The sequence below is a fragment of the Escherichia sp. KCJ4928 genome (genome assembly GCF_004352695.1).
Taxonomy (GTDB): Bacteria; Pseudomonadota; Gammaproteobacteria; order Enterobacterales; family Enterobacteriaceae; genus ECMA0423.
Window position 1 is genome coordinate 1 of sequence record NZ_SJWV01000002.1, and the last position, 14,452, is coordinate 14,452.

16 protein-coding genes and 1 pseudogene are annotated in these 14,452 nt (G+C 51.3%); 11 read left to right on the forward strand and 6 right to left on the reverse strand.

Annotation, left to right across the window (positions count from 1 at the left end; all coding sequences use genetic code 11):
- Positions 1-81: 81 nt before the first annotated feature.
- The 6 genes from cmtB to E0D98_RS00550 are packed head-to-tail and all read left to right on the forward strand — an operon-like array spanning position 82 to position 5,436.
- Entirely contained in the window at positions 82-525 is a 444-nt protein-coding gene (gene cmtB, locus E0D98_RS00525; protein WP_001239650.1) for a PTS mannitol transporter subunit IIA, read from the forward strand.
- Positions 526-552: 27 nt separating this feature from the next.
- Positions 553-1,953: a PTS mannitol transporter subunit IICB gene (cmtA, locus tag E0D98_RS00530; RefSeq protein ID WP_000428806.1), complete on the forward strand. Its 1,401-nt coding sequence runs from the start codon at positions 553-555 to the stop codon at positions 1,951-1,953.
- A 2-nt stretch (positions 1,954-1,955) separates the two neighbouring features.
- Entirely contained in the window at positions 1,956-3,233 is a 1,278-nt protein-coding gene (locus E0D98_RS00535) for a zinc-binding dehydrogenase (RefSeq protein WP_000853221.1), read from the forward strand.
- Positions 3,230-4,195 (forward strand): class II fructose-bisphosphatase, encoded by a 966-nt coding sequence (glpX, locus tag E0D98_RS00540; RefSeq protein ID WP_000987277.1) that lies wholly within the window; start codon positions 3,230-3,232, stop codon positions 4,193-4,195. The genes E0D98_RS00535 and glpX overlap by 4 nt, the downstream gene beginning before the upstream one ends.
- A gap of 21 nt (positions 4,196-4,216) precedes the next feature.
- Positions 4,217-4,726: a fumarase E gene (gene fumE / locus E0D98_RS00545; protein WP_000224138.1), complete on the forward strand. Its 510-nt coding sequence runs from the start codon at positions 4,217-4,219 to the stop codon at positions 4,724-4,726.
- A complete protein-coding gene (locus E0D98_RS00550; protein ID WP_000687768.1) occupies positions 4,723-5,436 on the forward strand; it encodes a nucleoside/nucleotide kinase family protein in 714 nt (237 codons plus the stop codon). The genes fumE and E0D98_RS00550 overlap by 4 nt, the downstream gene beginning before the upstream one ends.
- On the opposite strand, the gene E0D98_RS00555 is transcribed toward E0D98_RS00550, so the two are convergent.
- From E0D98_RS00555 to E0D98_RS00575, 5 genes are read right to left on the reverse strand one after another with little or no spacing between them, the layout of a single operon-like run.
- Positions 5,408-6,085 carry a sulfate/molybdate ABC transporter ATP-binding protein gene (locus E0D98_RS00555; protein WP_000956871.1) on the reverse strand — a complete coding sequence of 226 codons (678 nt, stop codon included), beginning with the start codon at positions 6,083-6,085 and terminating at the stop codon, positions 5,408-5,410. The two genes, E0D98_RS00550 and E0D98_RS00555, sit on opposite strands and share 29 nt — an antisense overlap.
- A complete protein-coding gene (locus E0D98_RS00560; protein WP_000256969.1) occupies positions 6,079-6,756 on the reverse strand; it encodes an energy-coupling factor ABC transporter ATP-binding protein in 678 nt (225 codons plus the stop codon). The genes E0D98_RS00555 and E0D98_RS00560 overlap by 7 nt, the downstream gene beginning before the upstream one ends.
- Positions 6,744-7,451, reverse strand: coding sequence for an energy-coupling factor transporter transmembrane component T (locus E0D98_RS00565; RefSeq protein WP_000553225.1), 708 nt, complete (start codon positions 7,449-7,451; stop codon positions 6,744-6,746). The genes E0D98_RS00560 and E0D98_RS00565 overlap by 13 nt, the downstream gene beginning before the upstream one ends.
- The gene (locus tag E0D98_RS00570) at positions 7,452-8,030 is read right to left on the reverse strand and encodes an ECF transporter S component (protein WP_000124312.1); all 579 of its coding nucleotides are present in this window, start codon (positions 8,028-8,030) and stop codon (positions 7,452-7,454) included.
- Between the two features lie 22 nt (positions 8,031-8,052).
- On the reverse strand, positions 8,053-8,484 hold the full coding sequence (locus E0D98_RS00575; RefSeq protein WP_000988702.1) for a PPC domain-containing DNA-binding protein: 432 nt from the start codon (positions 8,482-8,484) through the stop codon (positions 8,053-8,055).
- 371 nt (positions 8,485-8,855) lie between these two features.
- On the opposite strand from E0D98_RS00575, the gene epd reads away from it, so the two are divergent.
- The 3 genes from epd to fbaA all read left to right on the forward strand — a co-directional run bounded on the left by epd (position 8,856) and on the right by fbaA (position 12,382).
- Entirely contained in the window at positions 8,856-9,875 is a 1,020-nt protein-coding gene (epd, locus tag E0D98_RS00580) for an erythrose-4-phosphate dehydrogenase (RefSeq protein WP_000218480.1), read from the forward strand.
- A gap of 49 nt (positions 9,876-9,924) precedes the next feature.
- Positions 9,925-11,088, forward strand: coding sequence for a phosphoglycerate kinase (pgk, locus tag E0D98_RS00585; protein WP_000111269.1), 1,164 nt, complete (start codon positions 9,925-9,927; stop codon positions 11,086-11,088).
- Positions 11,089-11,302: 214 nt separating this feature from the next.
- Positions 11,303-12,382, forward strand: a complete 1,080-nt coding sequence (gene fbaA, locus E0D98_RS00590; protein ID WP_000034372.1) for a class II fructose-bisphosphate aldolase — start codon at positions 11,303-11,305, stop codon at positions 12,380-12,382.
- Between the two features lie 63 nt (positions 12,383-12,445).
- Here fbaA and E0D98_RS28385 read toward each other — a convergent pair.
- A pseudogene (locus E0D98_RS28385) lies at positions 12,446-12,544 on the reverse strand (hypothetical protein); the annotation flags it as partial.
- Between the two features lie 195 nt (positions 12,545-12,739).
- Here E0D98_RS28385 and mscS point away from each other — a divergent pair.
- Both mscS and argO read left to right on the forward strand, forming a co-directional pair.
- Positions 12,740-13,600, forward strand: a complete 861-nt coding sequence (gene mscS / locus E0D98_RS00595) for a small-conductance mechanosensitive channel MscS (protein ID WP_000389818.1) — start codon at positions 12,740-12,742, stop codon at positions 13,598-13,600.
- A gap of 138 nt (positions 13,601-13,738) precedes the next feature.
- The gene (gene argO, locus E0D98_RS00600; protein WP_000493360.1) at positions 13,739-14,374 is read left to right on the forward strand and encodes an arginine exporter ArgO; all 636 of its coding nucleotides are present in this window, start codon (positions 13,739-13,741) and stop codon (positions 14,372-14,374) included.
- Positions 14,375-14,452: the final 78 nt, after the last annotated feature.

Sequence of the window (14,452 nt, forward strand, 5' to 3'; positions counted from 1 at the left end):
GCTCAATTGCTTTCATTAAACCGCACGAGTATTTTATTTTTACCGCCGGACGGTACCCTAAAAATAAAGTAAGGATAATTTATGCGGCTTAGTGATTATTTTCCAGAATCATCAATCTCAGTTATACATTCAGCAAAAGATTGGCAGGAAGCTATCGATTTCTCGATGGTATCATTGCTGGATAAAAACTATATCAGCGAGAATTACATTCAGGCAATTAAAGATTCCACCATTAACAATGGCCCTTATTATATTCTCGCACCAGGCGTGGCAATGCCTCATGCGCGACCGGAATGTGGGGCGCTTAAAACCGGGATGTCTTTGACATTACTTGAACAAGGTGTTTATTTTCCGGGGAATGACGAACCAATTAAATTACTCATCGGACTCTCTGCTGCCGATGCCGATTCGCACATTGGCGCTATTCAGGCGTTAAGTGAATTACTGTGCGAAGAAGAAATACTCGAACAACTCTTAACAGCATCATCAGAAAAACAATTAGCGGACATTATCAGCCGCGGATAATTACTCTCTCCTCTACAGGATAATATTATGGAAAACAAGTCTGCTCGTGCAAAGGTCCAGGCTTTTGGGGGCTTTTTGACTGCAATGGTCATCCCCAATATTGGTGCTTTTATTGCCTGGGGCTTCATAACTGCGTTATTTATTCCCACCGGTTGGCTGCCGAATGAACATTTCGCCAAAATTGTCGGCCCGATGATTACCTATTTATTGCCCGTGATGATTGGTTCTACTGGTGGTCATCTGGTCGGCGGTAAACGCGGGGCGGTCATGGGCGGAATAGGTACTATTGGTGTGATCGTTGGCGCAGAGATCCCGATGTTCCTTGGCTCAATGATCATGGGGCCGCTCGGTGGGTTGGTCATAAAATATGTCGATAAGGCACTGGAAAAACGCATACCTGCCGGTTTTGAGATGGTTATCAATAACTTCTCATTAGGTATCGCGGGGATGCTCCTTTGTCTGCTGGGTTTTGAAGTGATCGGCCCGGCGGTGTTAATTGCCAATACTTTCGTCAAAGAGTGTATCGAGGCGCTGGTACATGCGGGTTATCTGCCTCTGCTGTCAGTCATCAATGAACCGGCGAAAGTGCTTTTCCTTAATAATGCGATCGATCAGGGCGTCTATTATCCGCTGGGAATGCAACAGGCTTCGGTTAACGGTAAATCCATCTTCTTTATGGTGGCCTCTAACCCAGGTCCGGGCCTGGGGCTGCTGCTGGCGTTTACCTTGTTTGGTAAAGGGATGAGTAAACGTTCTGCGCCCGGGGCGATGATTATTCACTTCCTCGGTGGGATCCACGAACTGTATTTCCCATATGTGCTGATGAAGCCGCTGACTATTATTGCCATGATTGCGGGCGGTATGTCTGGTACCTGGATGTTTAACTTACTGGACGGTGGTCTGGTGGCTGGCCCAAGTCCGGGGTCTATCTTTGCTTACCTGGCACTGACGCCGAAAGGCTCGTTCCTGGCGACAATTGCCGGTGTTACGGTAGGTACCCTGGTGTCCTTTGCTATTACTTCGCTGATACTGAAGATGGAAAAAACGGTGGAAACGGAGAGCGAAGATGAGTTTGCTCAGTCAGCCAATGCGGTTAAGGCGATGAAACAAGAGGGTGCATTCTCGTTAAGCAGGGTTAAGCGTATCGCCTTTGTTTGCGATGCGGGGATGGGCTCCAGTGCGATGGGCGCGACCACCTTCCGTAAACGCCTGGAAAAAGCGGGGCTGGCAATAGAAGTAAAACATTACGCGATAGAAAACGTGCCTGCGGATGCCGATATCGTCGTTACTCATGCCAGTCTGGAAGGGCGCGTGAAACGTGTTACGGATAAACCGCTGATATTGATTAATAACTATATTGGCGATCCAAAACTCGACACTTTATTTAATCAATTAACCGCCGAACATAAACACTGCTTACAGAGGTAAAAATGAAAACCAAAGTTGCTGCTATTTATGGCAAGCGGGATGTCCGTCTGCGCGAATTTGAACTGCCAGAAATTACCGATAATGAACTGTTAGTGAGTGTAATTTCTGACAGCGTCTGTTTATCGACCTGGAAAGCGGCGTTACTCGGTAGTGAACATAAACGCGTACCCGACGATTTAGAAAATCATCCGGTCATTACCGGGCATGAATGTGCCGGGGTTATTGTCGAAGTGGGTAAAAATCTCACTGGCAAATATAAAAAAGGCCAGCGTTTTGTATTGCAACCGGCGATGGGGTTACCAAGCGGATATTCAGCAGGCTACAGCTACGAATATTTTGGCGGTAACGCCACCTATATGATTATTCCCGAAATCGCCATTAATTTGGGCTGCGTATTACCGTATCACGGCTCTTATTTTGCTGCGGCGTCGCTGGCAGAGCCTATGTGCTGCATTATTGGTGCTTATCATGCCAATTATCACACCACGCAATATGTTTATGAGCATCGCATGGGCGTCAAACCTGGCGGCAATATTGCACTGCTGGCGTGTGCGGGTCCGATGGGCATTGGCGCTATCGATTACGCCATTAACGGTGGCATACAACCGTCACGGGTGGTGGTGGTCGATATCGACGACAAACGCCTGGCGCAGGTGCAGAAGCTGCTGCCGGTGGATCTGGCGGCCAGTAAAGGCATTGAGCTGGTGTATGTGAATACCAAAGGGATGAGCGATCCGGTCCAGACGCTGCGGGCGCTGACAGGAGATGTCGGGTTCGATGACATTTTTGTTTATGCGGCGGTGCCTGCTGTCGTTGAGATGGCTGACGAATTACTGGCGGAAGATGGCTGTCTGAACTTCTTTGCCGGGCCGACGGATAAAAACTTCAAAGTGCCGTTTAATTTCTACAACGTCCATTACAACAGCACGCACGTAGTCGGTACATCCGGCGGTTCAACGGACGACATGAAAGAGGCGATTGCGTTAAGCGCCACGGGGCAGTTGCAGCCGTCCTTTATGGTCACGCATATCGGTGGGCTGGATGCGGTGCCAGATACCGTGCTCAATCTGCCGGATATCCCTGGCGGTAAAAAACTCATTTATAACGGCGTGACCATGCCGCTCACTGCCATTGCCGATTTTGCCGAAAAAGGCAAAACCGATCCGCTGTTTAAAGAGTTGGCGCGGCTGGTTGAGGAAACGCACGGCATCTGGAATGAACAGGCCGAGAAATATCTGCTGGCACAATTTGGCGTTGATATCGGGGAGGCCGCGCAATGATGTCCCTGGCGTGGCCATTATTTCGCGTTACGGAACAGGCAGCGTTGGCTGCCTGGCCGCAAACCGGATGTGGCGACAAAAATAAAATTGATGGCCTGGCGGTCACCGCGATGCGCCAGGCATTAAACGACGTCGCTTTTCGTGGACGAGTGGTTATCGGCGAAGGAGAAATTGACCATGCGCCGATGCTGTGGATTGGCGAAGAGGTGGGCAAAGGCGATGGGCCAGAAGTCGATATCGCGGTTGACCCGATTGAAGGCACGCGGATGGTAGCGATGGGGCAGAGCAATGCGCTGGCGGTCATGGCTTTCGCCCCTCGAGATAGCCTGTTACATGCGCCCGATATGTATATGAAAAAGCTGGTTGTTAATCGACTGGCTGCCGGGGCGATTGATCTGTCTTTGCCTCTGGCGGACAACTTGCGTAACGTGGCGCGGGCGTTAGGTAAACCGCTGGACAAGCTGCGCATGGTTACGCTGGATAAACCGCGCCTGAGTGCCGCGATTGAAGAAGCAACACAGCTGGGCGTGAAGGTTTTCGCTCTGCCGGATGGCGATGTCGCCGCCAGCGTGCTGACCTGCTGGCAGGATAATCCTTACGACGTGATGTACACCATCGGCGGTGCGCCAGAAGGCGTGATTTCTGCCTGTGCCGTTAAAGCATTAGGTGGGGATATGCAGGCCGAGCTGATTGACTTTTGTCAGGCTAAAGGGGATTACACGGAAAATCGGCAGATTGCAGAGCAGGAGCGCAAGCGTTGTAAGGCAATGGGCGTTGACGTTAACCGTGTGTACTCGCTCGATGAACTGGTGAGGGGGAACGATATCCTCTTTAGCGCTACGGGCGTGACGGGCGGCGAGTTGGTGAACGGTATCCAACAGACGGCGAATGGGGTGCGGACGCAGACATTACTGATCGGCGGCGCGGACCAAACGTGTAATATAATAGACTCCCTGCATTGATGGTGATCTATCGGAAGACCAATGGCGACGCTGACAGAAGATGATGTGCTTGAGCAACTGGATGCACAGGACAATTTATTTTCATTTATGAAAACTGCGCATTCTATTTTGCTCCAGGGGATACGCCAGTTTCTGCCGTCGCTGTTTGTCGATAACGATGAAGAGATCGTCGAATATGCAGTGAAGCCGTTACTCGCCCAAAGCGGCCCGCTTGACGATATTGATGTTGCGCTGCGTTTGATTTATGCGCTGGGGAAAATGGATAAATGGCTGTATGCCGATATCACGCACTTTTCCCAGTACTGGCATTACCTGAACGAACAGGATGAAACGCCCGGATTTGCCGATGACATGACCTGGGATTTTATCAGCAACGTCAATAGCATAACCTGCAATGCGACGCTCTATGACGCGTTAAAAGCGATGAAGTTCGCCGATTTCGCCGTCTGGTCAGAGGCGCGTTTTAGCGGAATGGTCAAAACGGCGCTGACGCTGGCAGTAACGACCACCTTAAAGGAATTAACGCCGTGAAAATTGAATTAACGGTGAATGGGCTGAACGTGCAAGCGCAGTACCATGATGAAGAGATAGAACGCGTGCATAAACCGTTGCTGCGTATGCTGGCGGCCTTACAGACGGTAAGTCCGCAGCGACGTACGGTGGTTTTTCTTTGCGCTCCGCCGGGGACGGGTAAATCTACCTTAACTACCTTCTGGGAATATCTCGCGCAACAAGACCCTGAATTACCCGCTATCCAGACGCTCCCGATGGATGGTTTTCACCATTACAATAGCTGGCTGGATGCGCATCAATTGCGCCCCTTCAAAGGCGCACCAGAGACATTTGACGTTGCGAAACTGGCGGAAAATCTGTGCCAGGTAGTGGAAGGGGATTGTACGTGGCCGCAGTATGATCGACAAAAGCATGATCCTGTTGAAGATGCGTTGCACGTTACCGCACCACTCGTCATCGTCGAAGGAAACTGGTTGTTGCTGGACGACGAGAAGTGGTGCCAGCTTGCGCAATTTTGTGATTTCTCGATCTTTATCAACGCGCCAGCTACTGCGTTGCGGGAACGACTGGTAGGGCGCAAGCTGGCGGGAGGGGTATCGCTGGCAGACGCAGAAGCTTTTTATGACCGTACCGACGGGCCGAATGTTCGCCGGGTGCTGGAAGAGAGTCTGCCTGCAAATTTGACCTTAATGATGACCGCTACGGGTGAATATCGTCTGGTGGATTAACGTTCCTGATTAGACCATCTTCCAGTCGCACCACACGAGAGAAATGACGCCGGGTAAATGCGGCGTCATGACTGATTGCTACGACGCTCGTGCCTCGCTGGCCGCACTTCTCCAGCCAGCTTTCAAACACGCTCAACCAATTTTCGTCAAAATCCCGACTCGGCTCGTCCAGCAGCAATAGTGGCGGAGAGAGTGCTTCCAGGCAGGCGACGGCGACCATCCGTCGCTGCGCACTATGCAGATCCAACGGGTGCGAGTTGGCAGTGTCTGCTAACTGACAACATTGCAGGGCAGCATGGGTACGTTGAGTGATTTCATCCGCCGGGCATTTTTGCAGTTTCAAACCAAATGCGATCTCGTCAGCGACGGTGCTGTGAAAAAGTTGGTTTTCCGCTTCCTGAAACAGTACGCCAACCTTTGCCGCGCGCTGGCGGTTTTTCAGGTTTTTCATCGCCTGTTGTTGCAGCATAACCGTACCGGCTGTGGGCGTAAGAAGACCTGCCATTACTCGTAACAGCGTCGATTTTCCCGCGCCATTGTCGCCGGTCAGCGCCAACCATTCACCTTGTTTGAGTTGCAGAGAAATGTCGCAAAGACAATCCGTTGCCGCGCCAGGCCAGCGATAAGATATCTTATTTAACGTTAACATAGTGGCTGGAGCGCTCCGTTTTGCAATTGCCACGCTTGCTGGCAGTAGTTCAGGAAAGGTGTGCGATGACGTTCAAAAAGAATAATCAGCGAACCACGTTCAAACGCCCAGTGTTGTAAGCGCTGCAACAGCATTTCGCTGGCCTGCGGAGTCAGGCGGCTAAAGGCTTCATCAAGAATTAAGAGCTTTGGCTGCATCGCGATGGCGCAGGCGATGACCACGCGCTGTGTCTCTCCACCGGAGAGTGTTGCCGGGTGACGATGGCGCAACGGCTGGCACTCGGTCAGAGTCAGGGCGGCATCAATCCGCGCCATAATCTCTGCTTCAGCAAGACACAGATTTTCTGGCCCAAAGGCAACTTCTTCTTCCACGCTAAAGGTACAGCCGGAGAGCTGCAAATAGGGCGATTGCTGGACGAGCTGGATGGTGGCGGATTGTTCATTAAGCGGGAGATGCCCAATGGGCGTACCGAGGAGCGTCCCCGTGCCTGTTATCTCTCCTGGCAGAAAGTCCGGATACCAGCCCGCCATCAGCTGTGCCAGCGTACTTTTGCCACTGCCGTTGTCACCAAAGATGGCGACCATCCCCGGTTTGACATAGTGAAAGTCATAACAGAACGGAGGATGCGTTGAGTGTGTCGGGCAATAACGGAACTGTTCTAACGTAACCATATCCACGCTCCGAATTCTGTCAGCATCAGCAAGATCATGGTGTAACGCGCTACGCGTTGTAGGGTGCTATCGGCTGGTGCCCACAACGTTGTTCGTCGGTTGTGGATCCGAAATGCCCGCATATCCAGCGCCGCACCACGGACAGCCAGATCGTTAAGCGCATTGTGTGTTAGCGGAATAATTAACGCGGGCATCGCACGTAAACGCTGATACCAGCCCTCATCCAGCGGCACGCCGCGGGCACGCTGCGCTTCATGAATAATCGCTAATTGCCGTTTTAACTGCTCAACGACCAATAACGGCCCGGCAAACAGATAAGCGACGCCTGGCGGCAGGCGAGAAGCAAACAGAGCGCGGATCAAACATTGCACGGGGACGTACTGCATCCACAACTGTGAGGTTGAAACAATCGCCAGAATCCGCAACCAGAGCGTAATAGCATGCGACCACCGTTCTGGCGAACGCGGCGTGCCGCTTAGCCATTCTGTTAGCCAGCCACCGTGTACCAGCCACAGCCCGGCTCCCAGCGAGAACATCAGCCAGACGACATATTTTGCCCGCCGCCGCGTGGCCTTTAGCGCAATAAGGCAAAAAAAGGTCGCCGCGCTATAGATCGGCAAAATGGTCTGCGCGGGCAGGATAAGCGTGGTGCAGGCCGCCAATGCCCATAGTGTTAATGAGGTAAATGGATGCATTTAGCGCACGGCAGCCATTGCCGGAAAATGGCGCGTGGTGCGAATCGGCAGCTGGCGCAGTAAAAGCCAGACAATCACCGCTGTAAGAATTTTATCGACCAGGTTCGCGCCTATCACCGTAATCGCCACCGACTCCACCAGGTTTTGCCCCATAGAGTGCATCCAGGCAACGAACAAATCGGCTCCGCTACCGGTGACACCGCCGAACAGCGCAGTACGCAGCGGTACAGCGACGACCGTTACCGCAAGCGTAATAATCACGCCGCTGACAACGACTTTTGGCAGGGTGCGAAACCAACCCGCTCGCGCCAGCCAACCGGCGACCAGGCCGATGACCATCGCGACGGGGGCAAATGCGGCGGCGATCGGGTCGGTCAGCAATCCCCAGAGTAAATTGGTCAGTAAGCCGGTTAGCATCCCGATCACCGGACCAAGCAGTACCGCGCTAATAAGGGTGCCGATGGAGTCGAGAAATATAGGTAATTTGACCATGCTGGCCAGTTGCCCGCCGATCATATTGATGGCGATAGATATAACGATCAACACCAGTGCCTGACTGGAAAAGTGGCTACGCGCCATAAGAAAACCTCTCTGAAAGTAGTTATTTAACGGGGGAAATATGCAACTCGTCGTAACCAGAAAGCGCGCAAGGTTGGCGGCTAAACGCCAGTTCCTCAAGGCTACCGATCACTAGTTCAAGCGTGGTCCGCACGGTACAGCCGGGCATCATATGACCGCCAAGCATCGTGCCGTGTGGATCGGAAACGCAGAGATGAAGATGCTCACCACTCTGTTCCAGCGTGCCGTTTAGTGAGATCACTTCGAATGTACCGTTCAGGAGCGTGGTGCCTTCTTGCCCGGCATAGCGCAAGGCGACGTCAGTCAGGCTACCGGTACAGCCTGCAATCCAGGCGGCATGAAGTTGCTGCTGCTGTGCAAAAGCGTGTAGCTGGGAAAAAACTTCCTGCCCGGGGAGCAGGCGCAGTGCGTAAAAGCGTGCGGAGGAAGAATATGGGTAGGGCAATGTCATCATTGGAGTACTCCGAAACTCGGACGTATTGCGGATAATATCGACGCTGCATCAGTCATATTCTGATATAAGTCAGGGTTTGTGACGGCACAACGAAAAGATTTTGCTACGCTTATTCGTGATTCTGCAAAGTGGAATAAATTCCACAGGGGCGGGGCTGAAAACGTGACGTAAGTCAGATATTTGTTTTCTTTGACTGGACAATCATTCCTTTTATTCCACGTTTCGCTTATCCTAGCTGAAGCGTTTCAGTCGATTAAATGTTCGACAATTAACCAATCAGTCGCAGTTTGCGACAGGTAAGGTTTCCCCGGACGATTTGCTGGATTACTCTGTCTGGCAAATTTGCTCAGGGAAAACCTTGCAGGAGATCTATGACCGTACGCGTAGCGATAAATGGCTTCGGTCGCATCGGGCGTAATGTGGTTCGTGCTTTGTATGAATCAGGACGCCGTGCGGAAATTACCGTGGTGGCAATCAACGAACTGGCGGATGCTGCGGGCATGGCGCATTTGTTGAAATATGACACCAGTCATGGCCGTTTTGCATGGGAAGTACGACAGGAACGCGATCAACTTTTTGTTGGTGATGACGCCATCCGCGTATTGCATGAACGTTCACTGCAATCGCTCCCCTGGCGTGAACTTGGCGTTGATGTAGTCCTCGACTGCACCGGCGTATATGGCTCCCGCGAGCATGGCGAAGCGCATATTGCCGCCGGGGCCAAAAAAGTGCTCTTTTCACATCCTGGCAGTAACGATCTCGACGCGACCGTTGTTTACGGCGTCAATCAGGATCAACTTCGTGCGGAACACCGCATCGTTTCTAACGCTTCCTGTACCACGAATTGCATAATTCCCGTCATCAAATTGTTAGATGATGCGTACGGTATTGAGTCCGGCACAGTGACCACAATTCACTCCGCCATGCACGATCAACAGGTTATTGATGCATACCATCCTGACCTGCGTCGCACCCGGGCAGCCAGCCAGTCGATCATTCCGGTCGATACTAAACTGGCCGCCGGTATCACACGATTTTTTCCGCAATTTAACGATCGCTTTGAAGCGATTGCGGTACGTGTGCCAACCATAAATGTGACGGCAATCGATTTAAGCGTGACGGTGAAGAAACCTGTAAAAGCCAATGAAGTCAACCTGTTGCTGCAAAAAGCAGCACAAGGTGCATTTCATGGTATAGTTGACTATACGGAATTGCCGTTGGTCTCTGTAGATTTTAACCACGATCCGCACAGTGCCATTGTCGATGGCACCCAAACCCGGGTCAGTGGCGCACACCTGATCAAAACGTTGGTCTGGTGCGATAACGAATGGGGCTTTGCTAACCGAATGCTCGACACGACGTTAGCTATGGCTACTGTTGCTTTCAGGTAAGACGCAAGCAGCGTCTGCAAAACTTTTAGAATCAACGAGAGGATTCACCATGTCTGTAATTAAGATGACCGATCTGGATCTTGCTGGGAAACGTGTATTTATCCGTGCGGATCTGAACGTACCAGTAAAAGACGGGAAAGTAACCAGCGACGCGCGTATCCGTGCTTCTCTGCCGACCATCGAACTGGCCCTGAAACAAGGCGCAAAAGTGATGGTAACTTCCCACCTGGGTCGTCCTACCGAAGGCGAGTACAACGAAGAATTCTCTCTGCTGCCGGTTGTTAACTACCTGAAAGACAAACTGTCTAACCCGGTTCGTCTGGTTAAAGATTACCTCGACGGCGTTGACGTTGCTGAAGGTGAACTGGTTGTTCTGGAAAACGTTCGCTTCAACAAAGGCGAGAAGAAAGACGACGAAACCCTGTCCAAAAAATACGCTGCACTGTGTGACGTGTTCGTAATGGACGCATTCGGTACTGCTCACCGCGCGCAGGCTTCTACTCACGGTATCGGTAAATTCGCTGACGTTGCGTGCGCAGGCCCGCTGCTGGCAGCTGAACTGGACGCGCTGGGTAAAGCACTGAAAGAACCTGCTCGCCCGATGGTGGCTATCGTTGGTGGTTCTAAAGTATCTACCAAACTGACCGTTCTGGACTCCCTGTCTAAAATCGCTGACCAGCTGATTGTTGGTGGTGGTATCGCTAACACCTTTATCGCGGCACAAGGCCACGATGTGGGTAAATCCCTGTACGAAGCTGACCTGGTTGACGAAGCTAAACGTCTGCTGACCACCTGCAACATCCCGGTTCCGTCTGATGTTCGCGTAGCAACCGAGTTCTCTGAAACTGCACCGGCTACCCTGAAATCTGTTAACGATGTGAAAGCTGACGAGCAGATCCTGGATATCGGTGATGCTTCCGCTCAGGAACTGGCTGAAATCCTGAAGAATGCGAAAACCATTCTGTGGAACGGTCCGGTTGGCGTGTTCGAATTCCCGAACTTCCGCAAAGGTACTGAAATCGTGGCTAACGCTATCGCAGACAGCGAAGCGTTCTCCATCGCTGGCGGCGGCGACACTCTGGCAGCAATCGACCTGTTCGGCATTGCTGACAAAATCTCCTACATCTCCACTGGCGGCGGCGCATTCCTCGAATTCGTGGAAGGTAAAGTACTGCCTGCAGTAGCGATGCTCGAAGAGCGCGCTAAGAAGTAAAAAATCACAGGGCAGGGAAACCTGCCCTTGTTTCAGCGCGCTTTTAGAGCACGCATTTTTTCATACTCTAAATAATTCGAGTTGCAGGAAGGCGACAAGAGAGTGAATCCCCAGGAGCTTACATAAGTAAGTGACTGGGGTGAGCGAACGCAGACGCAGCACATGCAACTTGAAGTATGATGAGTATAAGGCCCGACGATACAGGACAAGAGACATGTCTAAGATTTTTGATTTCGTAAAACCTGGCGTAATCACTGGTGATGACGTACAGAAAGTTTTCCAGGTAGCAAAAGAAAACAACTTCGCACTGCCAGCAGTAAACTGCGTCGGTACTGACTCCATCAACGCCGTACTGGAAACTGCTGCTAAAGTTAAAGCGCCGGTTATCGTTCAGTTCTCCAACGGTGGTGCTTCCTTTATCGCTGGTAAAGGCGTGAAATCTGACGTTCCGCAGGGTGCTGCTATCCTGGGCGCGATCTCTGGTGCGCATCACGTTCACCAGATGGCTGAACATTATGGTGTTCCGGTTATCCTGCACACTGACCACTGCGCGAAGAAACTGCTGCCGTGGATCGACGGTCTGCTGGACGCGGGTGAAAAACACTTCGCAGCTACCGGCAAGCCGCTGTTCTCTTCTCACATGATCGACCTGTCTGAAGAATCTCTGCAAGAGAACATCGAAATCTGCTCTAAATACCTGGAGCGTATGTCCAAAATCGGCATGACTCTGGAAATCGAACTGGGTTGCACCGGTGGTGAAGAAGACGGCGTGGACAACAGCCACATGGACGCTTCTGCACTGTACACCCAGCCGGAAGACGTTGATTACGCATACACCGAACTGAGCAAAATCAGCCCGCGTTTCACCATCGCAGCGTCCTTCGGTAACGTACACGGTGTTTACAAGCCGGGTAACGTGGTTCTGACTCCGACCATCCTGCGTGATTCTCAGGAATATGTTTCCAAGAAACACAACCTGCCGCACAACAGCCTGAACTTCGTATTCCACGGTGGTTCCGGTTCTACTGCTCAGGAAATCAAAGACTCCGTAAGCTACGGCGTAGTAAAAATGAACATCGATACCGATACCCAATGGGCAACCTGGGAAGGCGTTCTGAACTACTACAAAGCGAACGAAGCTTATCTGCAGGGTCAGCTGGGTAACCCGAAAGGCGAAGATCAGCCGAACAAGAAATACTACGATCCGCGCGTATGGCTGCGTGCCGGTCAGACTTCGATGATTGCTCGTCTGGAAAAAGCATTCCAGGAACTGAACGCGATCGACGTTCTGTAAGATATTCCTTTCTGCTTATCTCAAGGCCCGCTCTGCGGGTCTTTTTTTCGCCAAAAGCAAAATTGCCTGATGCGCTACGCTTATCAGGCCTACACGTATCCTGCAATATATTGAATTTGCAGGTTTTTGTAGGCCAGATAAGGCGTTCACGCCGCATCCGGCATGACAAAGCGCACATTGATATCTGTCTGAGCCCCGCTCTGCGGGGATTTTTTCGCCAAAAGCAAGGTGATTCAGATGAGAAATCTGTGATCTATTTGGCAAAATTATGCTTTATTGTTTACCCTTGTCAGACTGCCCGTCATAAGGCGGCGGAGTGTATTTCTCCATTTTGAGTCAGTTGAAAAGGAATATTGAATGGAAGATTTGAATGTTGTCGATAGCATAAACGGCGCGGGAAGCTGGCTGGTAGCTAACCAGGCGCTGCTGCTAAGTTATGCAGTAAACATCGTGGCGGCACTCGCGATCATCATCGTTGGTTTGATTATCGCGCGGATGATTTCCAACGCGGTGAATCGCCTGATGATCTCCCGTAAAATCGATGCCACTGTTGCTGATTTTCTTTCTGCATTAGTCCGTTACGGTATTATCGCCTTTACGCTAATCGCTGCCCTGGGACGCGTGGGTGTACAAACAGCGTCAGTCATTGCTGTACTCGGTGCCGCAGGCTTAGCTGTTGGTCTGGCTTTGCAGGGGTCACTTTCTAACCTGGCCGCTGGCGTGTTACTTGTCATGTTCCGCCCGTTCCGTGCCGGAGAATATGTTGACCTCGGCGGCGTAGCCGGTACTGTGCTGAGTGTGCAGATTTTCTCCACCACCATGCGTACTGCAGACGGTAAAATTATCGTTATTCCGAACGGTAAAATTATTGCCGGAAATATTATTAACTTCTCCCGCGAGCCAGTTCGCCGTAACGAATTTATTATTGGCGTGGCGTATGATTCCGATATCGATCAGGTTAAGCAGATCCTGACCAATATTATCCAGTCTGAAGATCGCATTTTGAAAGATCGCGAAATGACTGTGCGCCTGAACGAACTTGGTGCATCGTCGATTAATTTCGTGGTCCGCGTCTGGAGCAACAGCGGCGATCTGCAAAACGTGTACTGGGATGTGCTGGAGCGTATTAAACGTGAATTTGATGCCGCCGGTATCAGCTTCCCGTACCCGCAAATGGATGTGAACTTTAAGCGGGTGAAAGAAGACAAAGCTGCGTAATCAACGCTGAGGCCAGATAATACTCTCTGGCCTCTCTCTTATTAGTTATTCTGATTGCCAATTAATATTATCAATTTCCGCTAATAACAATCCCGCGATATAGTCTCTGCATCAGATACTTAATTCGGAATATCCAACGTGTTTTCTTATTACTTTCAAGGTCTTGCTCTTGGGGCAGCTATGATTCTGCCGCTCGGCCCACAAAATGCTTTTGTGATGAATCAGGGCATTCGTCGTCAGTACCACATTATGATTGCCTTACTTTGCGCTATCAGCGATTTGGTCCTGATTTGCGCGGGGATTTTTGGTGGTAGCGCGTTATTGATGCAGTCGCCGTGGTTGCTGGCGCTGGTCACCTGGGGCGGCGTAGTCTTCTTGCTGTGGTATGGTTTTGGCGCTTTTAAAACAGCGATGAGTAGTAATATTGAGTTAGCTAGTGCCGAAGTCCTGAAGCAAGGCAGATGGAAAATTATCGCCACCATGTTGGCAGTGACCTGGCTGAATCCGCATGTTTACCTGGATACTTTTGTTGTACTGGGCAGCCTTGGCGGGCAGCTTGACGTCGAACCAAAACGTTGGTTTGCGCTCGGGACAATTAGCGCCTCTTTCCTGTGGTTCTTTGGTCTGGCTATTCTCGCAGCCTGGCTGGCACCGCGCCTGCGCACGGCAAAATCACAGCGCATTATCAATCTGGTAGTGGGATGTGTCATGTGGTTTATAGCCTTGCAGCTGGCGAGAGACGGTATTGCTCATGCACAAGCCTTGTTCAGTTAGGCGCTATCTGATGGAAAAATAAAACAGAGGCGCTAAGCTTGCCTCCAGAGGTCCTGAATTTTGGGCAAGTCAATTAAC